Source organism: Nocardia lasii (assembly GCF_042658545.1).
Classification (GTDB): Bacteria; Actinomycetota; Actinomycetes; order Mycobacteriales; family Mycobacteriaceae; genus Nocardia; species Nocardia lasii.
Map to the genome: position 1 here is coordinate 1 of NZ_JBHSQN010000004.1, position 20,947 is coordinate 20,947.

A 20,947-nucleotide genomic window follows, 5' to 3' on the forward strand; every position below is an offset into this window, starting at 1 on the left:
AGGCCGCCGCCGACCGCGCCGACGGCCGCTGCCGGGATTCCGGCGGCCGCGGCACCGACCAGGGCACCGCCCACGGTCGCCGCGGCGATCTTGTCGGAGCGGCTCGGGTCGATGCCCACCGAGCGGCCCTGGGTGGCGATGGCGGCTTCGTCGTTCGCGGCGTCGTTGGCGGCGCCGTCGAGCAGGTCGTCGGGGACCTCGGCCGGGACGGGAGTGGTGAAGTCGCCGACGCGCAGGGTGCGCTCGGGCGGGGTGATCGGGGCGACGGGGGCGACCGGCGCGGGCAGGTGCAGTTCCTCGACGACGATCGGCGGCGCGGGAGTGGCGTACTCGGGCACCGGGCGCGTCTGCGGGCGCTCGGGGGCGAGGTGGGCCAGCGAGTCCGGGGCGCCGGGCTTGGTCAGGTCGGAGCGGCCGCCCTCATCGGTGGCCAGCGGCGCGGTGACACCGGGCTGCACCGGACCCACGTTCCCGCCCGGCTGCGGCACCGCGATGGCCACACCGGCACACGCCACGGCCAACGCCATCGGCAGCACGCCCACGGCCGGGCGGGCGATCCGCCGCACCGTCGAGGAGTTCACATTCATATTCCGACGGATCACGTCGACACCCACTAACCACACTCACAGGACAGCGGCACGTCCCCGCGTGCCGCCCGGCGAACTCTAGCGGTAGCCACGAGATCGCTACAAGCTGGCCCGTCTCCTCGCCGATCGATCAGCACACCTGTCAGCTCGACTTATTACCGTCCGACACACTCGAAAGATCGATGGCTGAAAGGTGTCTGGGAGCCGCTCTGATCGCCAATGTCGTTCAGCGGGTGGCTACCTCGAAGATTCCCGGCACCGAACGAAAAAGTCCGGCACCGAAACTCGGTGCCGGACTTCGCCGTCGACATTCAGCCCGGCATCACGCCAGTACGTCGTGCCGCACGATCGTCTGGTCGCGGCCGGGGCCGACGCCGATGCACGAGATGCGCGCACCCGAGAGTTCTTCCAGGCGAAGCACATACGCCTGCGCGGTGGCGGGCAGCTCCTCGAAGGTGCGCGCGTGGGAGATGTCCTCCCACCAACCCGGCATCTCCTCGTAGATGGGCTTGGCGTGATGGAACTCGGTCTGGGTGGTCGGCATCTGCTCCACGCGCTTGCCGTCGATCTCGTAGGCCACGCAGATCGGCACCGTGTCCAGACCCGACAGCACGTCCAGCTTGGTCAGGAAGTAGTCGGTGACACCGTTGACGCGGGTGGCGTAGCGGCTGATCACCGCGTCGAACCAACCACAGCGACGCGCGCGCCCGGTGGTGACGCCGACCTCGCCGCCGTTCTTGGCCAGGAACTCACCGAAGTTGTCGAACAGCTCGGTCGGGAACGGGCCCGAGCCCACGCGGGTGGTGTAGCACTTGAGGATGCCCAGCACCGTGTCGATCTTGTTCGGGCCGATACCCGAACCCACCGCCGCGCCACCCGCGGTCGGGTTGGACGAGGTGACGAACGGGTAGGTGCCGTGATCGACATCGAGCAGCGTGCCCTGCGACCCCTCGAGCAGCACGGTGTCGCCGCGCTCGAGCGCCAGGTTCAGCTCCAGGCGGGTGTCGGAGATGCGGTGCTTGAACGACTCGGCCTGCTCGAGGACCTCGTCCACCACCTGCTGCGGATCCAGCGCGCGGCGGTTGTAGATCTTGACCAGCACCTGGTTCTTGAACTCCAGCGCGGCCTCGACCTTCTGGGTGAGGATCTTCTCGTCGAGCACATCGGCCACCCGGACGCCGACGCGAGCGACCTTGTCCTGGTAGCAGGGCCCGATACCGCGACCGGTGGTGCCGATCTTGCGGTTGCCGAGGAAGCGTTCGGTGACCTTATCGATGGCCACGTGATACGGCATGATCAGGTGCGCGTCGGCGGAGAGCAGCAGGCCGGAGGTGTCGACTCCGCGCTCTTCCAGCCCGGCGAGCTCCTCGAGCAGCACACCGGGATCGACGACAACACCGTTGCCGATGACGTTCTTGACACCCGGGGTGAGGATGCCCGACGGGATCAGATGCAGGGCGAACTTGTCGCCGTTGGGTAGCACCACCGTATGACCGGCGTTGTTGCCGCCTTGGTATCGGACCACCCACTGCAACCGCTCACCGAGCAGGTCTGTAGCTTTGCCCTTACCCTCGTCGCCCCATTGGGCGCCGATGAGGACGATTGCCGGCATTTCGGAGTCTCCTACAGATCGACGGCAGCACACGCAGCGCTGCAGCTACCTGCCGTACTGAGGCGGTGGCCGGAGACACAGTCTAGCCGACACCTGTTCACGGCCCGTCGACCTGCCCCGTCGAGGCCCTCGGGGCCGCGAGGTGGCCCTGATCGGTTACGGTTACCAGTCGGCAGTGAGTGTGCGTGACCGAGGAGGGTGTAGGCGTAGTTTTGAGTACCCACGTTCTCCGATGCGGCGATATGCCCGTGCCGATCGCGCTGTCCTCGCTCCCCAATACCCAGACCGCCATCATGCCCGACGTCGCGGTGATCGATGAGCTGCTGCCGGTGCTGGCCGCCGACAGCCTGCCGCGCCTGATCGTGCTCGGCGCCGACGCCTCCCTCGCCGTGGTCCTCACCCACCTCATGCGCACCGAACGGTTGCACGTGGAAGTGGGATTCGTACCGGTCGACCCCACCTACGCCTCGAAGGTCTATCAGACCGGCACCGGCAACGCCGCCGCCAAACGCGCGGTGGAGGGCAAGGCGATCGAGACGCCGCTGATCCGCGACGACACCGGCACCGTGCTGGTGGGACGCGCGAGCATCACCGGCGTCGACGGCGCCAAGCTCGTCGGCGAGGCCTACGTCGACGACACCAAACTGTTCACCGGCACCGTCACCACGATGCTGATCTCGCCCACGATGACCATGCCCGGCGTGCGCGCGCGCGTCCGCAAGGGACTGCGCAAACGCACCTGGGTGTCCGGGCGCGCCGCGCAACTCGGCACCCCGGGCGCGGTGGTGACCCGCGACGGCGTCCTCGCCGACCGGACCGTGCCGCGCTCGACCTTCTACCGCTTCGAACAACCCTGGCTGCTGGTGCGATGACCTATTCCTTCCCGTCGGATCGACGCACCGGACACGGTGCCGTGCGGCCGAGCCCGGTGTTCCTGCTGATCGTGCTGATCACCGTCGGGTGCGGTGCGCTGGCCTGGGACGCCGGGATCGACTCGGTGCGCGCCAAGGTCGCGGTGTTCGGGCTGGTGGTGTTCGGCTGGATCATCAGCCTGTGCCTGCACGAGTTCGCGCACGCGTACGTGGCCTGGCGGGCGGGCGATCACGAGGTGGAGGTGCGCGGGTACCTCACGCTCAACCCGCTCAAGTACAGCCACCCGGTGCTGTCGATCGCGCTGCCGCTGCTGTTCATCGCGCTCGGCGGAATCGGCCTGCCCGGTGGTGCGGTGTATGTGGACACGACCCGGTTCAAGACGAGCGTGCAGCGGCTGGTCAGCGCGGTCGGGCCCGCATCGAACGCGCTGTGCGCGGTGGTGCTGCTGATCGTGATCCGGGTGTTCGGGTCGGTGGCCGAACATCCGGTGTTCTGGACCGGGCTCAGTTTCCTGGCGTTCCTGCAGATCACGGCGTTCCTGTTGAACATTCTGCCGGTGCCGGGACTGGACGGGTACGGGATCATCGAACCGTCGCTGAGCTACCAGACGCGCCGCGCGCTCGACCAGTTCAAGCCCTACGGGATGCTGATCCTGTTCGCGCTGATCTTCTTCACCCCGCTCAACCAGGTGTTCTTCAACGCGGTCTACGCCCTGTTCGAGCTGTCCGGGGTGCCCGACAGCTGGGCCGCCTACGGCAGCCAACTCGCCCGCTTCTGGCGCTGATCACTCCTCCGGGGTGACATACGGGTTCGGCACGGTGGGCGGGAGCAGGGCGATCGCCGAGATGCGCTGCATGCCGCACACCACCATCAGATCCACCACGATCGAGCGGATCTGGGCGAACACCACGTGCGCCGACAACCCGGCCCCGACGACGAGTTCGGGGCGCGCGTTCTTGGCGACGCTGCGCAGGGCCCGGGTGGCCTCGGCCTGATCGGGTTGCTCACCCGGATCGGCCAGCATCATCTTGCGGACCACGTCGGTGGCGTGCCCGAGTTGGTCGACCAGGTCGATCAGGCGCGGATCGAGAACCTCGTCGTCGCGGACCAGGGTGAGCGAACGGCGCAGCAGGACCCGGGTGTTGCGCACGGCGTTGTCGAGCGGGTCGGCCGCGTTGTGCAGGCGTTCCAAGCGTTTTCGAGAGTTCCAGTACAGCGGCGATATTCGACTGACCTCACGCCCGCCCGCGAGCGCGTCCCGCAGCGAGTCGATCTGGCTCTGGGTGTTGCGCACCGCCGAGAGCGAATCGGCCACCTTGTTCGAGTTCTGTTCGAGCAGGCCGTCGGCGCAGGAGATCATCGACTTGCTCATCACCGAGAGCACATCGGCGGCGTGCTCGCGAGCGCGACGCACCGGATGCAAGGGGATCAGCGCGACCATCAGCACGCCGACCAACCCACCGATCAACGCGTCGATCATCCGATTGGGGCCCTCGGCGGGCGCCTGGTTCAACGTGGAGATCAGCACGGCCGAACCGGCCGCCTGCATGGTCATCAGCGCGCCGCTGCCCAGGAACACCGACACCGCCATCGCGCCGCCGACCACCAGGGCCACCTGCCACACACCCGTACCGACCTGGGCGATGAACAGGTCGCCGATGCCGATGCCGACCGCGACACCCACCACCAACTCCACCGACCGGCGCACCCGCGCGCCGAACGAGACACCGATGGAAACCACCGCGGCGGTCGGGGCGAAGAACGGTTCGGGATGGTGGATGACGTCGTGGGCGATGAACCACGCCAGCGAGGCACCGAGCGCGCACTGGACGATCGGGATCGTCGACAGCCGCAACCGCGCGACCGACGCCCGATACCGGTCGACGGTGCTCACCTTGGCCGCCGCGACCACCGGGGTCGCGACGGCGGTGAATGGCTTGTGCTCGCTCACCTCGGACTCGGATCCGACCGGCGGCTCAGTCCAAACCGAGCTCGGCCGCGGCGCGCGAATCGCAATCCTCGAGCAGGTCGAGGCAGCGCGCGTACTCCTCGGTCTCCCCGATCGTCTGCGCGGCGCGCGCCAGGGCGGCGACGCTGCGCAGGAAACCCTGATTGGGTTCGTGGCTCCACGGGACCGGGCCGAAACCCTTCCAGCCGTTGCGGCGGAGCAGATCGAGGCCGCGGTGGTAGCCGGTGCGGGCGAAGGCGTAGGCGGCGACGGTGTCGTGGTTCACCTCGCCGTTGGCGCGCTGCAACGCGTTCTCGGCGAGCTGGGCCCAGGCGATCGAGGCGGCCGGGTACTTCGCGGCGACATCGACCGGGTCGGTGCCCGCCGCGATGGCGTCTTCGGCGTCGGTCAGTTCGGGAAGGAGGACCGGCTGCGGTCCGAGCAGGTCACCGAAGGAGGTCATGGGTTCATTGTGCACCGAGGGTCCGACAGGTGTCGTACGGCCCGCCGCAGGTGATCGCGTACCGGACTCGGGAACGCTGCGCGCACGCGCCTACTAGGCTGAGTGCGGAGTGCAACGTTCGAGCCTGAGCGAGGGGTACAGAGGTGTCCGACCCGACCGACGAGAACAACCCGACAGCAGAGCCTGCCGGTCCCGGCGCGTCCGCGCGCGACACCGACGCGTCCGTGCCCCCTCCCGGCGGACCACGGTCGGTCACCGAACCCGACCGGGCGGTGCCCGGCGGGGGTGAGACGGTGGTGATCCGACGTGGCGACCTACCCGGCGCTCCTGCTGCGGGGCAGCGGGATTCGAGTGGGCAGCAGTCGTGGGGTCGGCCCGGGTTCACGCCCGGTGGGGTGCGGCCCGGTGGGCCCGCGCCTCGGGGTAACGCTGGTGCGCAACCGAATTCGGGCGACGGTGGGTGGCGTCGGGTCGACGGTCAGGGTCAGCCGGGTGAGGCTCAGGGTCGGCCGGTGCGGGCTCAGCCGGTGGGGCGGCCGGGAGCGCCGCGGGTGAGTGGGCCCGGTTCTGTTGGGCCGCAGGGTAATCCGCCTGCTGGGCAGGAATCGGGTGGCGGGTCGCCGCTGGCCGGGTTGTCGAGGGGGTTGCCCGGAAGTGAGCGGCCGGTCGACGGTCCTCGCGGTGAGCGTGTCAACCCCGCCGCTGCTGATGCGCCGACGACGGCTATGCCGATTCCGGGGCGCAATGTCGGTGCGGGACAGGGGGGTTCCGAGGATCGCACGGTGAAGTTCGGGGGGTCGCGGGAGGCTCAGAAGGATATTCCGACCGGGGCTATGGAGCAGGCTGATCGGCCCGACGCGGGGGCGAGTGCCGATGCCCGTGTGGCTGATGGTGCTGATTCCGCTAGCACGACGAAATACTCTGTGGCCGGGGCTGCTTCGTCCGGTGATGCTGCGGACGGGGGTGCATCGGAATCCGCTGCTCCCCCGGCAGAGTCGGGTTCGGGACGTTCCGCTGCGGCTGGGTCGGCGACGACGGCTGACGCGGAAGTAGGTGGGGGCGCTGAGGGCGGTTCCTCGGCAAGAGAATCGGGTTCGGGGACGGATGGTGCTGCGTCGGATTCGGGCGGTCTGGGTAAGGCTGTGGGCGCTGCGTCTAGTGGGCTCGGTTCGGCAGCAGCTGGTGCAGGCTCGGCCGGTGCAGGCTCGACCGGTGCGAGCTCGGCTGGCGCAGGTTCGACCGGTGCAGGCTCGGCTGGCGCAGGCTCGGCTGGCGCAGGCTCGGCTGGCGCAGGTTCGGCCGGCGCAGGCTCGGCTGGCGCAGGCTCGGCTGGCGCAGGCTCGACCGGCGCAGGCTCGACCGGCGCAGGTTCGGCCGGTGCAGGTTCGGCCGGTGCAGGTTCGGCCGGTGCAGGAGCAGGCGGTGCGGGTTTGACCAAGGGTGGGGCAGGTTCGGCTGGTGCCGCCGGTGCGGCTGCGGCGGCCGTGAGCATCGGGAGTCGCGATAGTGGCGCTGCCGGAGGCGCGGGCGATGAGGGTGGAGCTGCTGTGGGAGCGGGTGATTCGCGCGGCGGTAAGTCGTTCGACGCTGATTCGACCGAGCGGTTCCAAACCAGCACGCCCCAGGGCGGTCCCGATTCGGAGGATCGGACCGTTTCCATGCGGACGGCGAGTTCGTCCGATGTGCCGACCACCGCGATGCCCGCGCAGCGCGCACCGGGCGGAACCGATCGGGTGGTGCCCCCTGCGGGCGGACGCCCGGCGATGACACCGCCGCCCAACACCCCGCGCGGTCCCGCCGGCCCTCGCCAAGCCGGTCAGCAGGGTCCTGGCGGACCCAACCAGCAGGGCCCCGGTGGACCCGGGCCGCAGGGTCCTGGCGGTTTCGGTGGACCCGGTCAGCACGGACCCGGCGGCCCCGACCAGCGCGGCCCAGTCGGACCGGGCCCGCAACGGCCCGGCGACAACGAACAGCAAGACATCGACGAGCTCGGCCAGCAAGCGACGACCCGATTCGGCGGACCCGGCCAGCGTGGCCCAGGCGCTCCCGGCCAGCAGGGTCCCGGCGGACCCGGCCAGCAGGGCCCCGGCGGACCCGGACAACAGGGTCCCGGCGGACCCGGACAACAGGGTCCCGGCGGACCCGGACAACGCGGAGTTGCTGGTTTCGGGCACCCCGGTCCCGGTGGACCCGGACAGCGAGGCCCCGGCGGATTCGCCGGTCCCGGCCCGCAAGGTCCGGGCGGTCCCGGCCAGCAACGTCCCGGCGGTCCCGGCGAGCAAGGTCCCGGCGGATTCGCCGGTCCCGGCCAGCAAGGCCCCGGCGGTCCCGGCCAGCAACGTCCCGGCGGTCCGGGCGAGCAACGTCCCGGCGGTCCGGGCGAGCAAGGTCCCGGCGGACTCGGCCAGCAGGGTTCGGGCGGACACGGCGAGCAGGGACCTGCGGGTCCCGGCCAGCAAGGTCCGGGCGGTCCCGGCCAGCAGGGCTCCGGCGGTCCCAGCCAGCAGGGCTCCGGCGGTACCGGCCAGCAGAGCCCGAGTGGGCTCGGCCAGCACGGACCAGGTGGACCCGGACAACAGGGGCTCGGCGGTCCCGGACAACAAGGACCCGGGCAGCGTGGGCCGGGCGGGCCCGCGCAGGGGCCTGCTGGTTTCGGGCAGCGTGGGCCTGTGGGGCCGGGGCAGCGTGGAACCGGGCAGCCGGGTAATGCTGCGCAGCAGGGGTCTTTCGGGGCCGGTGAGCATGGGCCTGGTGGCGGGCGGCAGGATGCTGCGGCTCGTGGGCAGTACGGTGCGGCGGCGCTTGGACAGCAGGGATTCGACGGGTCCCGTGGTCCGGGGTTCCAGGGTCCGGCAGGTCCGGGGCAGCGGGTTGATGGTGGGGCTCAGGATGAGCTCGGTCAGCGGGATCAGGGGTCCGGGAACGGGCCTGTGGGTTTGAGTAAGGACGGCGCGGACGGTTCGCGGCCCGGCGGGCCGGGGCAGCAGGGTGGTGGGCACGGGCCTGCCGATGCTGGTGAACGGCCGGGCGGGCCGGGACAGGCTGGGCTCGGGGCGGTCGGGCTCGGTAAGGACGGGGCCGACGGCGGGCCGGGTGGGCAGTCCGGCTGGCAGGGTGGCGATTCCGAGGGAGTCGAGCAGACTCAGCCTTCGCCGCCGCGGGGGGCCGGTGGTCCGGCTCGGGTGCCCGCTTCGGCGCCTTCGCCCGCGGATGTGCAGCCGACGCGGCCCGCGGTGCACCTCGCCGACGGGCAGCAGCGGCCGGTGGCGGCGCCGCAGCGGGTCGGCGCGGCCTCGGGTGCGTCCGGGGAGTCGGGCGCCAAGCGGTCGAAGAAGTGGCTGTTGGCGGCGGTGGGCGCGGTGGTGTTGGTCGTCGCCTTGATCGCGGCGGCGGTCGCGTTCTTCGGCGGCGCGGACAACTCGCCCGAGGGTCAGGTGCGCGCGGTGATCGAGGACTACACCGAGGCCCTGCGCGCCGGTGACCTCGAGGCGTTGCGCGGCAGCACCTGTGGCGAACTGAACCAGTTCTATACGGGCATCACCCCGGAACAGTTCACCGGCGTGCACCAGGTTTCCACCGAACGCGGGTCGATTCCGGTCGTTTCCAGCGTGGACGCGGTCCGCATCACCGGCGATACCGCCCTGGCCGAGGCCACCGTGCACACCGCCGCGGACCCGAACAAACGGACCGCGCGGACCTTCGACCTGCAGCGCACCGACGGCAGCTGGAAGGTCTGCGACCCCGCGGGTACCCCGTAGTTCGACTCGGCCCGTCGTAGCGGACTTTCTGTCTGCTATGACGGGTCACACATAACTGGTGATCCAGATGGGTAAACAAGTAAAGTCTTCCGGATCATGAGCAGGGAACAGTCAGTGGAGCAGTCGGACATCGATACTGTGGTCCCGGATGCGACGCTGGTTGGTCAGCGCTTCGGCTTCCGCGATCACTACGAGGTCGGCCGCGAGAAGATCCGCGAATTCGCCAGGGCCGTGCAGAACCTGCACCCCGCCCATCAGCACGAAGTCGACGCGCGCAAGCTCGGGTACGACGGCGTGGTCGCGCCGCCGACCTTCGCCTCGGTGATCGGCATGAGCGCCACGCGCGCCCTGCTCGACAGCGTGCTCACCGAATACGACCTGTCGCAGGTACTCCAGACCGACCAGGTCTTCGAGCTGTTCCGCCCGATTCTGGCCGGCGACCGGATCAGCACCGAGATCGAGATCGAGTCGATCCGCCAGTTCGGCGACAACGACTTCATCAACGTCGGCTTCAAGCTGCGCAACCAGCACGACCAGGTCACCGTGCAGGGCACCACCACGATCGTGGCCCGCCGCGGCGTGGAGGTCGACCCCAATATCGTCGAGGCCGTCGAGAACATCAGCATGCACGCGCGCCCCGACACGATCGCCGGCGTCGGCGCCGACGACCTGCTGATCCGGCGCACCGGCCCCGCCGCCGAGCTGCCGCAGCGCGAACTCGTCGCGGTCAACACCGCCCCCGAATTCGACACCCTGACAAAGGGATTCGAGCTCCCCCCGGCCACCGCCCGCCTCACCCGCGGCGACCTGGCCAACTACGCTGGTGTGTCCGGCGACCCCAACCCCATCCACTTCAGCGACCGTGCCGCCGAACTCGCGGGCCTGCCCACCGTCGTCGCGCACGGCCTGCTCACGATGGGCCTGGCCGCGCAGTACCTGACCGACTGGCTCGGCGACCCGACCGCGATCGAGAAGCTGAGCGTCCGCTTCTCCGGCTTCGTCCCCGTGCACCCCACTGAAGCGGGCGTCATCGAATTCTCCGGCAAGATCAAGTCGATCGACCCCGACCGCCGCGCCGCCACCGTCCTGCTGAGCGGAATCTCCGAGGGCCGCAAGCTCTTCGGCCGAGCCGCCGCCGAAATCCGCCTCACCTAGGCACTGGACAGTTGATCACCACGCTGTGGTGGCGAAATCTCCCTGATTTCCCGCCACCAGAGCGTGGTGATCTTGAAATCACGCCACGGCGATGAAGATCAGGACCGTTCCGCCGATGCGGATGATGTCGCCGTCGGCCAGCAGGGCGCCGCTGTCGATGGGGAGTTCGTTGACGTAGACGCCGTTGGCGGAGTGCAGGTCCTTGATCAGCAGGCCGGCGCGGCTGGGCATGATGTGGGCGTGGTAGCGGCTGGCCTTGGGGTCGTCGAGGACCAGTTCGTTGTCGGTCATGCGGCCGATGCGCAAGCCGCCGTGCGGAATTGGCAGGGTGCGGCCGTCGGCGAAGCGCAGGTTTCCGTTGCGGATGGACTGGGGAACCTCGGTGACGGTCTCGGTCATCGCGGCGGCTACCTGGTCGGATCGCTTGGCGGCCAACACATTCAGCGGTTCCTGACGCAGGACCTGGCGTTCCAGCTCGAGCAGGCCCGCGCCGGGATCGATGCCCAGCTCCTCGGCGAGCACGTTGCGTACGCGGCGGCACGCTTCCAGCGCGTCGGCCTGGCGACCCGACAGGTACAGCGCCGTGATCAACTGGCCCCACAGCGGTTCGCGCAGGGGGTGCTCGTTGGTCATCGACACCAGTTCGCCGATCACCGAAGACGCACGCCCGCAGGCGATTTCGGCGTCGACACGAGCCGAGGCGGCGAGTAGTCGCTCCTCGTTCATCGCGGTGGCGAAACCGTCGGCGAACTGCAAGCCGACGAGGTCGGCCAGGGCGCGACCGGACCACTCACGCAGGGCGGCGCCGAAAAGATTGCTCGCGCCGGGGTGATCGCCCAGGTCCAGGCAGCGTGAACCGGCTTCGCGCGCGCTCTCGAAACGGCCGAGATCGCAGGCGGTGTCGGGGATTTCGAGGCGATAGCCCGCGCCCTCGGTCCGCAGCACCTGCGCCGAGTCGATGCCCGCGTTGCGCAGGGCCTTGCGGATGTTCGATACGAACACCTGCAGGCTGGCGGCGTAGGAATCCGGCGGATCCTCGTTCCACACCATCTCGGCGAGCACCGCCGAAGACACCGCGCGCCGCCGGTTGACGGTGAGCGCGGCAAGCAGAGCGCGCGGCTTGGGCCCGCCGACCGCTACCGGCTCACCACCGACCAGCAGTCGAACGGGCCCGAGCACACGGACATCAAGACTCATGAGCTCGGGCCCCGTTTGTCGACGAAAATCAGGAACCGCTGACCGAACGACCAGCCGACTTCAAGTCGTTGCAGGCCTCGGTGACACGCTCGGCCATCGAGGTCTCGGCCTTCTTGAGGTAGCTGCGCGGGTCGTAGACCTTCTTGTTGCCGACCTCGCCGTCGATCTTGAGCACGCCGTCGTAGTTGGCGAACATGTGACCGGCGACCGGGCGGGTGAAGGCGTACTGGGTGTCGGTGTCGACGTTCATCTTCACCACGCCGTAGCGCAGCGAATCCTCGATCTCGGACTTCAGCGAGCCCGAACCACCGTGGAAGACGAAGTCGAACGGCTGCGCGCCGGGCTCGAGGCCCAGCTTGGCGGCCGCGACCCGCTGACCCTCGGCCAGCACCTCGGGCTTGAGCACCACGTTGCCCGGCTTGTACACACCGTGCACGTTGCCGAAGGTGGCGGCGAGCAGGTACTGCCCGTTCTCACCGGCGCCGAGCGCGGCGATGGTCTTCTCGAAATCCTCGGGCGAGGTGTAGAGCTTGTCGTTGATCTCGGCCTCGACACCGTCCTCTTCGCCGCCGACGACGCCGATCTCGACCTCGAGGATGATGTTGGCCGAACGACAGGCCTTCAGCAGCTCCTTGGCGATCTCGAGGTTCTCGTCGATCGGGATGGCCGAGCCGTCCCACATGTGCGACTGGAACAGCGGGTTCAGCCCGGCGTTGACACGGTCCTGCGAGATCGCGATCAGCGGACGCACGTAGGTGTCGAGCTTGTCCTTGGGGCAGTGATCGGTGTGCAGCGCGATCGTGACGTCGTAGCGCGCGGCCACCACGTGCGCGAACTCGGCCAGCGCCACCGCACCGGTGACCATGTCCTTCACGCCGAGGCCGGAGGCGAATTCGGCGCCACCGGTGGAGAACTGGATGATGCCGTCACTGCCCGCGTCCGCGAAGCCCTTGATGGCGGCGTTGATCGTCTCCGACGACGTGCAGTTGATAGCCGGGAACGCGAACGAGTGCGCCTTGGCCCGGCCGAGCATCTCGGCGTAGACCTCCGGGGTCGCGATAGGCACAGCAGTGACCTCCGTGTTGTGGGGAGCAAAAACCAATTCTGTCAGGCCACAGCCTAAATTAGGAAGGCGAGAGCGGGATCACCCGGCACTCATCTCACGGGTCGGACCGGTACTGTGGGGGCCGTGACTTTGCTGGCGGTATCGGATGCGGTGACGAGCAACTTGGCGTTGACCCAGTTGCTGGACCCGATGTATCTGCTCCAGGAGACATGGCTGAAGAACGCGGTTCTCCCGGCCATCCTGGCGATTGTGTTCATCGAGACGGGGTTGCTGTTCCCGTTGCTGCCCGGTGACTCGCTGCTGTTCACCGGTGGCATGTTGGCCGCGCAGGGCAGTCCGAGCATCTGGGTGCTGGTGCCGCTGGTGATCGTGACCGCGTTCGCGGGTGATCAGTGCGCGTACTGGATCGGTCGCAAGATCGGCCCGGCCATCTTCAAACGCGAGGACAGCCGCTTCTTCAAGAAGCAGTACGTGGTCGAGACGCACGAGTTCTTCGAGAAGCACGGGCCCAAGACGATCATCCTGGCCCGGTTCGTGCCGATCGTGCGCACGTTCATGCCGGTGCTGGCGGGCGTGTCGAAGATGAGCTACCGCAAGTACGTGGCCTTCGACATCGTCGGCGCGGTGCTGTGGGGTGGCGGCGTGACGATCATCGGGTACTTCCTCGGCAACGTCCCGTTCATTCGGGAGCACGTCGAGGCGATCTTCCTGCTGATCGTGTTCGTGTCGATCCTGCCCGCGATCATCACCGTCGGTAAGAAGGTGCTCGACCGCCGCAATGCTCCGGCAGTCCCGGTGCAGGGCGAGCTGGCGCCGTCGACGAACGAGACGCACTGATCGCTGTGACCGCAGTACCGGCAACCCTGGCAGTGGGCACCTTCGATCCGTTGATCTCGGCGGGTCCGGTGGTGATCTGCGCGGTGGTGCTCGTTTTCGTCTTCCTCGAGTGCGCGTTCATCATCGGGCTGTTCCTGCCCGGTGATTCGATGCTGATCACCGCGGGCATCGTGCTGGCCTCCCACGCCAACGGCGAAACGCAGGTGTGGGCGTTGTCGGTGGGCGCCATGATCGCGGCCATCGCCGGTAATCAGGTGGGCTATGTCATCGGGGCGCGCACCGGGCATCGCCTGGTCGCGCGCAAGAACGGGCGATATATCAACACCAAGAACCTGGCCAAGGTCACCGGCCTGTTGGAACGACACGGATTCCTGGCGGTGCTGGTGGCCCGCTGGATCCCGTGGGTGCGCACGCTGTGCCCGATGGTGGCCGGTGCGGCCAAGATGGACCATCGCCGCTACACGATCGCCAGCACGCTCGGCGCGATCATCTGGGCGCCGGTGCTGCTGCTGATCGGGTACTACGCGGGCGAGTTCCTCGAGCAGGTGCCGTGGCTGATGCCCGCGGTGATCGGCACGCTGATCGTCGGCCTGATCATCGGGACCATCCTGGGGCTGCGGCACTACCGCCAGGAGATGGCCAAGCCCGCCGAGGAGTACGACCTCGAACCCAGCGTGGCGGGCGAGACCGAGCGTTAGAGCCCGGCCGCGGTGACCTGGTAGGCCGCCTCCATCAACATCCAGCCCGACAGCTGCACCGACAGGTCGCGCTCGGGCACGGCCGAGGCGGTGACCGAACCGCCCGCGGTGAACTTGCCCGCGCCCGCGCTGCCGCCGGGCAGCCTGGCCGGTTTGTTCCAGTCGAAGCCGAACAGCGGTTCGCCCTCGACCTCGAGGCGGTTGGCCCAGGCGGCGGTGGCCGAGGCCTTGACGATGGCGGCGGCGGTGCGCCGGTTGGTCTCGGAGATCTTGTCCTCGCCCGGCAGCATCAGCGCGACCACCGCGAGGTAGCGGGCCAGGATGCCGTTGAACAGACCGCCGTCGCCCCCGCCGCCGCCGTTGATCACCAGGCGGGTGGTCATGTGCTCCTCGACCGCGGCCAGCAGCGAGCCGACCCGCGCGGCGTGGCGCTCGTCGTCGGTCTGCACGGCGAGTTCGGCTTCCAGGCCGAGCACGACGCCCTGGCAGTAGCTGAACACCGGGCGTTCGATCTCGCCCGCGGGCAGGTGGATGCCGTCGAGGATCAGGCCGGATTCGGGGTCGCGCAGGGTGGCGTCGAGCCAGTCGGCCATCTGCTGGGCGCGTTCGACCCGGCCAAGGCGCAGCAGCGCGATGCCGGCGGGACCGTTGGCGGGGGCGTTGAAGAAATCGGACTTGATCCGCCACGGGATGCCGCCGCCGACCTCGGGATCCCACGCGCTGTAGAGCTTGTGTTCCAGGGCGAGCAGACCGCGCCGGGCCTGAGTGAGTTCCTGGGTGCGTTCGGCGCGCTCGAGGGCGATGGCCAACCAGGCCATGTCGTCGTAGTAGCGGTTGGTCCAGCCGGTGATGTTGCGCATGCGGATGCCGCGGGCGATGGCGCCGATGCGGCGACGACGCGCGGGGGTGGGGACGCGATTGGCGGCGTCGACCGCGACATCGAGCAGGTGGGCCTGCCACCAGTAGTGCCAGCCGACGAAGGCCCGTTCGCGGCGGGTGGCCGGCCAGCCGACGACACCCAATTCCGTTCCGGGACAACCCCACAGCATCCGTAGATGCCGCGAGATGATCGCGGACTCGGCCATATCGGCACGCTCGGACCACAGCGCCGGGGTGGGCACGGATCCGGCGCGATCTGCGGGCTGTGGGCGCCGGCCGCTGCGCGAGGTCATGCCTCCATGGTGCCAGGTGGCACCGACATTTCGTGCTCGTTCCGTTACCAGGCCACGGACAGATCGGCGTGTTGGCGGATCCAGGCATGCATGGCGATGCCCGCGGCGACCCCCGCATTGATACTGCGGGTGGAACCGAACTGGGCGATCGAAACTGTCAGGGCCGCTGCGTCTTTCGCATCGTCGCTGACACCGGGGCCTTCCTGGCCGAACAGCAGCAGGCAGTTTCGCGGCAACTCGGCGGTCTCGAGCGGCACCGCGCCGGGCACATTGTCGACCGCGACCACGGTCAGTCCCTCGCGCGTGGCGAACTCGCGCAGTTCGGCGAGGTCGGCGTGGTGGACCAGGTGCTGGTAGCGGTCGGTCACCATCGCGCCGCGCCGGTTCCAGCGCCGTTTGCCCACGATGTGCACCGCCGCGGCCGCGAAGGCGTTGGCGGTGCGCACGACCGTGCCGATATTGGCGTCGTGGCCGAAGTTCTCGATGGCCACGTGGAAGGGGAAGCGGCGCGCGTCGATGTCGGCGACGATCGCCTCGCGGGTCCAGTAGCGGTAGGCGTCGACGACATTGCGGCGGTCACCCTCGGCGAGCAGGACCGGGTCGTAGCGCTCGTCGGTGGGCGCGGCGGTGCCGTATTCCTGCTCCCACGGACCGAGTCCGTGCGGGTGCTCGCCCCACTCGGTCGGGCCGGGGAGTTCTGCTTCGTTCACCCGGCAATGCTAGGTGGGGCCTCAGTACGAGGAGGAACCGGCCGACACCACCATCAGCAGCACCGCGCCGACCACGATCAGCACCGACAGCGCGAGCATGCAGGTGCCGATGATCCCCATGATGTAGCCGGCGTTGGCCTGGGAACGACCACCGACTCGACCGCCGCCCGCGTCGATCTCGGCCAGGACCTTGCGGCCCTTGATCCAGGCGAACGGGGCGCAGACACCGCACAGGCTCAGACCGAGGATTCCGAGGATGAGCGCGGTGTTGGCGTCGGGGTGCTCGGGTGGCGGCCCGTAGTAACCCGGGGGTGGGGTGCTCGGATAACTCATGTGGCGCAGCGTAATCGGGTCGGCGGGAGTCCGCCGGTCGGTCGTGCCTCGACGGCCACCGACTCGACCGACGCGCGCCGGACGGGTCGGCCCCGTCAGGCGTGGCGCGACCCTGTGGCCCGGTCAGGCGGGTGCGGACGCCACGTCGGAATCGGTGGTCACTTCGGACGTGGGTGACTCGACGGCGTGCGACGGCCCTTCCAGCGGGACAGCCGCCGGTGCGGGGTCGGCTTCCATGGTGGGCAGCCCGACGATGGGGCGGCCGCGACGCAGGGTGCGCTGCCAGCGCAACGGGTCGAACACGGCCGGTTCGGTTTCCTCGATGAAGGAGTGGATGAGCTTCACGAAGCGGTCGGGATCGAAATGGTGCGGGAAATGGCCAGCGCCGGTGAAGATCTCGATGCGGCTGCCGGGGAAGGCGCGGTGGGCGCGATCGGCGTGGCCGGAGGGGATGACGGTGTCGCGGGTGCCGCCGATGACCAGGGTCGGCAGGTGCGCGGCCAGGTAGCCGCGATCGAGCATGGTGATGGTCTGGCCGCGCCGGTCGGCGGCCGAGCGGATGGTGCGCAGGAAGGCGTTGCGGGCGCCGGGTTCGGCGAGGTGGCCATAGAGGCGGAGCACGTACTCGGCGTCGGGGCCGAGACCGAGACCGCCGAGCGCGGTCACCACCGGGATGGCCGCGGTCACCGCGGTGCGGACCGGCCAGCTGGTGATCGCCATCAGCGCGGGACCGGCACCGGCCAGTGTGGCCAGCCGGAACGCCGGATGCACGCCCGCGCCCATGCCCGCCGGACAGACCAGCGCGATCCGCTCGACCTTCTCCGGGAACTGGTAGGCGAACTGCATGGCGACCCCGCCGCCGAGCGAGTGCCCGACCACGGTGATGCGCTCGATCCCGAGCACGCTGAGCAGATCGCGCATGCCGTTGGCGTAGGCGGCCACGGCGTAGTCACCGCGCGGTTTGGCGGATTCACCGTGCCCGAGCAGGTCGGGGGCGATGACGGTGTAGTGCTCGGCGAGAGCGTCGAACACCGGCGCCCAGGTGCCCGAGCTGTCGGTGATGCCGTGCACGAGCAGCAGCGGCGGGCCGGTTCCGGCCATCCGGAACGCCCTGCGGTAGCCGTGCACCTCGATGTACTGCGTATCCCCGCTCATCTTCGAAGCGTGCGCGCCGGTTGTTGCGGGTGAAGAACACCAGAGTTAACTGTTCTTTCCGCCTCCCCGCGATTCTCGGCCGGACTCAGGGGTGGACGCGGCGAGACTCCGAAAGTGGGACAGTCAGCCCGTCCCCGGCGAGTTACCCATGTTCTTGCGAGATCAGGGCCGGTTTTCGCGGAGGACGTCCACCAGGAGGTACTGGGCGGTCGCGTAGGTCGTCAGGATGACGCCCTCGGTCAGGCGGCGGGTTCGGTCGTCGTGGGCGAAGAGGCGGCGCGCGACGATCAGGGCATCGGAGAGGGTGAACAGCAGCGCGCCGAGGCCGAGGCGGGAGCGGGGGTCGGCGTTCGGGATGTTCAGGCCCGCAACGGTTTTCGCGTCGGGAGCCAGCGACGGGTCCGAGGCGAGGGTGGCGGCGGTGCCGAGAGTGGCGCCGTAGGCGGTGAGCGGGAGGGTGAGGTGGGGAGCCTTGGCGCGGAGCAGGGCCGCGGCGCCCAGCCAGGCCGCGACGCGCGGGAGGGCGATATCGGGACGGGGGCGAGCGCCGCGACGCCACCACAGCAGCGAGTAGCCCGACTGCATGACCGCGAAGGACGAGGCGCCCGCGATGAGGCGGCGGTCGTCGTCGGGGTCGAGCAGCAGGACATCGCCGACCGTGGCCGCGGCGAGCGAGCCGAGCAGGACGGTGCGCTCGGCCGGCGCGAGGTCGCCGCCGGCCACCGTGTCGGCGGCCAGCAGCGGCATCAGCAGGGGCTTGGCGACCCACTGGAGACGGTCACGGCCGGTGACGGCACCGAGAACGGTGACCGCCGCCGCCGCGACATATGCGACGCGCAGCCCTCGCATGTCAGAAGCTCGGTTCCTTCGGCGCGGGCGGCAGGGTGACGACCTGGCCCGCGTAGCTCAGCCCGGCGCCGAAGCCGAGCAGCAGCGCGACCTGACCGCCCTTGGCCTTGCCGGTCACCAGCATCTCCTCGATCGCCAGCGGGATCGAGGCCGCCGAGGTGTTGCCGGTGTTCTCGATGTCGTTGGCCATCGGGATCCCCTCGGCCAGACCGAGGTTCTTCTTCATCAGCTCGTTGATCCGGGCGTTGGCCTGGTGCGGGACGAAGACCTCGATGTCCTCCTTGGCCACGCCGGAGTTCTCCAGCGCCGTCGACAGCGCGCGCGGCAGGGTGACCGCGGCCCACCGGAAGACCTTCGGGCCCTCCATGTGCAGCGACATCCGGCCGATCGGCTCGACGGCGGGATCGGTGCCCTGCATGGCCTGGGCCTTGTTCATGTAGGCCAGGAAGTCGACATCCTGGGAGATGGCTTCGGCGTTCTCGCCGTCGCTGCCCCACACCGTCGGGGAGATGCCGTTCTCCTCGGCCGGGCCGACCACCACGGCGCCCGCGCCGTCACCGAAGATCATCGCGGTGCCGCGGTCGGTGGGGTCGAGGCCGACGGTCATCGTCTCGGCGCCGATCACCAGCACGTAGTCGAACGAACCGGCGCGGATCAGGTCGGCGGCGACGCCGAGCCCGTAGCCGAAGCCGCCGCAGCCGGAGGTGAGGTCGAACGCGGCCACACCGTTGAGGCCGAGATCGTGGGCCACCGAGGGGGCGCCGTGCGGGGTGAGCTTGAGCCAGCTCGAGGTGCACAGGATGACCGCGCCGACCTTGTCGCGGTCGATCGGCGTGTTCTTCAGCGCCCGCTCACCGGCGGCGGCCGCGATCGACTGGATCGTCTCGTCGCCGCTGATCCAGCGCCGGTTGTGGATGCCGGTGCGCTCGAAGATCCACTCGGGCGTCGAGTCGAGGGTCTCGCACACTTCGGCGTTGGAGACGATGCGCTGCGGACGGTAGGCACCGATCCCGAGCATCGCAACGTTGTCGCGACCTTTGTTTACTGCAATGCTCACCACAGGTGACTCACACGTCCTTCAGACATTCCGGACAGACCACGTCGTCGTCCGGGGTTGGCGCTGTTCAGGCTAACCCAGGGCAAGATCATCGAGACCGAGGATGGATCGATATTCCAGGCCCTCCTCGGCGATCACCTGGTCAGCACCGGTTTCCCGGTCCACGACAGTGGCGACGCCGACCACGATCGCGCCCGCGTCACGCAGCGCGCGCACCGCGGTGAGCGGCGAGTTACCCGTGGTGGTGGTGTCCTCCACGACCAGCACCCGCTTGCCCACGACGGTGGGGCCCTCGATCTGACGCTGCATGCCGTGCGCCTTGGCGGCCTTGCGCACCACGAACGCGTCGATCGGGCGACCCGGCGCGTGCATCACGGCCATCGCGACCGGATCGGCGCCCATGGTGAGCCCGCCGACGGAGTCGAAGTCCCAGTCGGCGACCAGCTCGCGCAGCAGCGACCCGATCAGCGGGGCGGCCTGGTGGTGCAGGGTCGCGCGACGTAGGTCGACGTAGTAGTCGGCTTCCTTGCCCGAGGACAGCGTCACCTTGCCGTGCACGACCGCGAGCTCGCGCACGAGGGCGGCCAGCTGGTCGCGATCGGCCTTCGTGAGCGCCTGACGTGCTTGGTCGATCATCTAAGTCATGTCCTTCCGCGTGCGTTGAAGAGTCCGCGATTGATCCGGGCCACCAGGGTGCGCGGGACGAAACCCGCGACCGCGGTGAGCACCTTGTACTGCACGCCGGGCACGCTGATCACCCGGCCGGAGTCCAGATCTTGCAGGCACCCGTCGACCACCTGGTCGACGTCGAGCCACAGGCGCTCGGGCAGCGAACTCATCTCGATGCCGGCGCGCTCGTGGAACTCGGTGTGCACGAATCCGGGGCACAGCGCTTGGACGCGGACACCGGTGCCCGTCAATCCACCCGCCAAACCCTCCGAGAAGGATACGACGTAGGCCTTGGAGGCCGAATAGGTCGACCCCCTCCCCGACAGCAAACCGGCCACGCTCGCCACATTCACGATCGAACCGGAGCCCGCCGCGACCATCGCGGGCAGCGCGGCGCGGGTCAGTTGGAGCACCGAGGTGACGTTGACATCGAGCTGGGCCTGCAGCTCGGCGGGGTCGAGGGTCCAGAACTCCCCCGAGTGCGCGAATCCGGCGTTGTTGACGAGGAATTCGATCCCCTCGGCCGCGCGATCGGCCACCCGCGCGCGGTCGGCGTCGTCGGCCAGATCGGCGACGAGGACCTCCGAGGCGGTGGCGAAACGGCGGGTCAGCTCGTCGGCGAGTTCGCGCAGCCGGGCTTCGTTCCTGGCCACCAGGACCAGGTCGTAGCCGAGGGCGGCGAGGCGGTGGGCGAAGCCGCGACCGATACCGGACGTCGGTCCGGTGATCATCGCGACGGGACGGACAACGCCGGGCAGGCGCACGGGACTATCAGACATCGCTGGTCGATTCCGGTCGAGGAGATGGT

General features: G+C 69.3%; 19 protein-coding genes and 1 pseudogene. 6 read left to right on the plus strand and 14 right to left on the minus strand.

The features are described from left to right. A pseudogene (locus ACFP3H_RS09520) lies at positions 1-602 on the minus strand (hypothetical protein); the annotation flags it as partial. A gap of 307 nt (positions 603-909) precedes the next feature. Then, entirely contained in the window at positions 910-2,199 is a 1,290-nt protein-coding gene (locus ACFP3H_RS09525; protein ID WP_378602670.1) for an adenylosuccinate synthase, read from the minus strand. A 242-nt stretch (positions 2,200-2,441) separates the two neighbouring features. Here ACFP3H_RS09525 and ACFP3H_RS09530 point away from each other — a divergent pair, with 242 nt between their 5' ends. Continuing rightward, entirely contained in the window at positions 2,442-3,071 is a 630-nt protein-coding gene (locus tag ACFP3H_RS09530; protein WP_378602673.1) for a hypothetical protein, read from the plus strand. Continuing rightward, entirely contained in the window at positions 3,068-3,856 is a 789-nt protein-coding gene (locus ACFP3H_RS09535) for a site-2 protease family protein (RefSeq protein WP_378602676.1), read from the plus strand. The genes ACFP3H_RS09530 and ACFP3H_RS09535 overlap by 4 nt, the downstream gene beginning before the upstream one ends. Here ACFP3H_RS09535 and ACFP3H_RS09540 read toward each other — a convergent pair whose 3' ends face one another. Together ACFP3H_RS09540 and ACFP3H_RS09545 are read right to left on the minus strand one after the other, a co-directional pair. Then, positions 3,857-4,984: an FUSC family protein gene (locus tag ACFP3H_RS09540; RefSeq protein ID WP_378603189.1), complete on the minus strand. Its 1,128-nt coding sequence runs from the start codon at positions 4,982-4,984 to the stop codon at positions 3,857-3,859. A 64-nt stretch (positions 4,985-5,048) separates the two neighbouring features. Beyond that, positions 5,049-5,483 carry a DUF3151 domain-containing protein gene (locus ACFP3H_RS09545; RefSeq protein ID WP_378602679.1) on the minus strand — a complete coding sequence of 145 codons (435 nt, stop codon included), beginning with the start codon at positions 5,481-5,483 and terminating at the stop codon, positions 5,049-5,051. Between the two features lie 2,930 nt (positions 5,484-8,413). Here ACFP3H_RS09545 and ACFP3H_RS09550 point away from each other — a divergent pair. Together ACFP3H_RS09550 and ACFP3H_RS09555 are read left to right on the plus strand one after the other, a co-directional pair. Next, positions 8,414-9,241: an Rv0361 family membrane protein gene (locus ACFP3H_RS09550; protein WP_378602682.1), complete on the plus strand. Its 828-nt coding sequence runs from the start codon at positions 8,414-8,416 to the stop codon at positions 9,239-9,241. A gap of 96 nt (positions 9,242-9,337) precedes the next feature. After that, complete coding sequence (locus ACFP3H_RS09555) at positions 9,338-10,396, plus strand: fused (3R)-hydroxyacyl-ACP dehydratase subunits HadA/HadB (protein WP_378602684.1); 1,059 nt, start codon at positions 9,338-9,340, stop codon at positions 10,394-10,396. 78 nt (positions 10,397-10,474) lie between these two features. On the opposite strand, the gene ACFP3H_RS09560 is transcribed toward ACFP3H_RS09555, so the two are convergent. After that, positions 10,475-11,593, minus strand: coding sequence for a BTAD domain-containing putative transcriptional regulator (locus ACFP3H_RS09560; RefSeq protein WP_378602687.1), 1,119 nt, complete (start codon positions 11,591-11,593; stop codon positions 10,475-10,477). A gap of 28 nt (positions 11,594-11,621) precedes the next feature. Beyond that, the gene (gene fbaA / locus ACFP3H_RS09565) at positions 11,622-12,659 is read right to left on the minus strand and encodes a class II fructose-bisphosphate aldolase (protein ID WP_378602690.1); all 1,038 of its coding nucleotides are present in this window, start codon (positions 12,657-12,659) and stop codon (positions 11,622-11,624) included. A gap of 189 nt (positions 12,660-12,848) precedes the next feature. On the opposite strand from fbaA, the gene ACFP3H_RS09570 reads away from it, so the two are divergent. Both ACFP3H_RS09570 and ACFP3H_RS09575 read left to right on the plus strand, forming a co-directional pair. After that, the gene (locus ACFP3H_RS09570; protein ID WP_378603192.1) at positions 12,849-13,496 is read left to right on the plus strand and encodes a DedA family protein; all 648 of its coding nucleotides are present in this window, start codon (positions 12,849-12,851) and stop codon (positions 13,494-13,496) included. Between the two features lie 5 nt (positions 13,497-13,501). After that, complete coding sequence (locus tag ACFP3H_RS09575) at positions 13,502-14,194, plus strand: DedA family protein (RefSeq protein ID WP_378602693.1); 693 nt, start codon at positions 13,502-13,504, stop codon at positions 14,192-14,194. On the opposite strand, the gene ACFP3H_RS09580 is transcribed toward ACFP3H_RS09575, so the two are convergent. From ACFP3H_RS09580 to ACFP3H_RS09615, 8 genes are all read right to left on the minus strand, one after another. Beyond that, entirely contained in the window at positions 14,191-15,279 is a 1,089-nt protein-coding gene (locus ACFP3H_RS09580; RefSeq protein ID WP_378603195.1) for a glycoside hydrolase family 76 protein, read from the minus strand. The two genes, ACFP3H_RS09575 and ACFP3H_RS09580, sit on opposite strands and share 4 nt — an antisense overlap. 131 nt (positions 15,280-15,410) lie before the next feature. Next, complete coding sequence (locus ACFP3H_RS09585; RefSeq protein WP_378602696.1) at positions 15,411-16,076, minus strand: TrmH family RNA methyltransferase; 666 nt, start codon at positions 16,074-16,076, stop codon at positions 15,411-15,413. Positions 16,077-16,097: 21 nt separating this feature from the next. Beyond that, positions 16,098-16,409 carry a DUF4190 domain-containing protein gene (locus tag ACFP3H_RS09590; protein WP_378602699.1) on the minus strand — a complete coding sequence of 104 codons (312 nt, stop codon included), beginning with the start codon at positions 16,407-16,409 and terminating at the stop codon, positions 16,098-16,100. 123 nt (positions 16,410-16,532) lie between these two features. Beyond that, positions 16,533-17,564, minus strand: a complete 1,032-nt coding sequence (locus ACFP3H_RS09595; RefSeq protein ID WP_378602702.1) for an alpha/beta fold hydrolase — start codon at positions 17,562-17,564, stop codon at positions 16,533-16,535. Between the two features lie 162 nt (positions 17,565-17,726). Then, complete coding sequence (locus ACFP3H_RS09600; protein ID WP_378602705.1) at positions 17,727-18,413, minus strand: lysoplasmalogenase; 687 nt, start codon at positions 18,411-18,413, stop codon at positions 17,727-17,729. 1 nt (position 18,414) lies between these two features. Further along, the gene (locus tag ACFP3H_RS09605) at positions 18,415-19,473 is read right to left on the minus strand and encodes a beta-ketoacyl-ACP synthase 3 (protein WP_378602708.1); all 1,059 of its coding nucleotides are present in this window, start codon (positions 19,471-19,473) and stop codon (positions 18,415-18,417) included. A 69-nt stretch (positions 19,474-19,542) separates the two neighbouring features. Then, positions 19,543-20,106 carry an orotate phosphoribosyltransferase gene (pyrE, locus tag ACFP3H_RS09610; protein ID WP_378602711.1) on the minus strand — a complete coding sequence of 188 codons (564 nt, stop codon included), beginning with the start codon at positions 20,104-20,106 and terminating at the stop codon, positions 19,543-19,545. Positions 20,107-20,111: 5 nt separating this feature from the next. After that, a complete protein-coding gene (locus ACFP3H_RS09615; RefSeq protein WP_378602714.1) occupies positions 20,112-20,918 on the minus strand; it encodes an SDR family NAD(P)-dependent oxidoreductase in 807 nt (268 codons plus the stop codon). Positions 20,919-20,947: the final 29 nt, after the last annotated feature.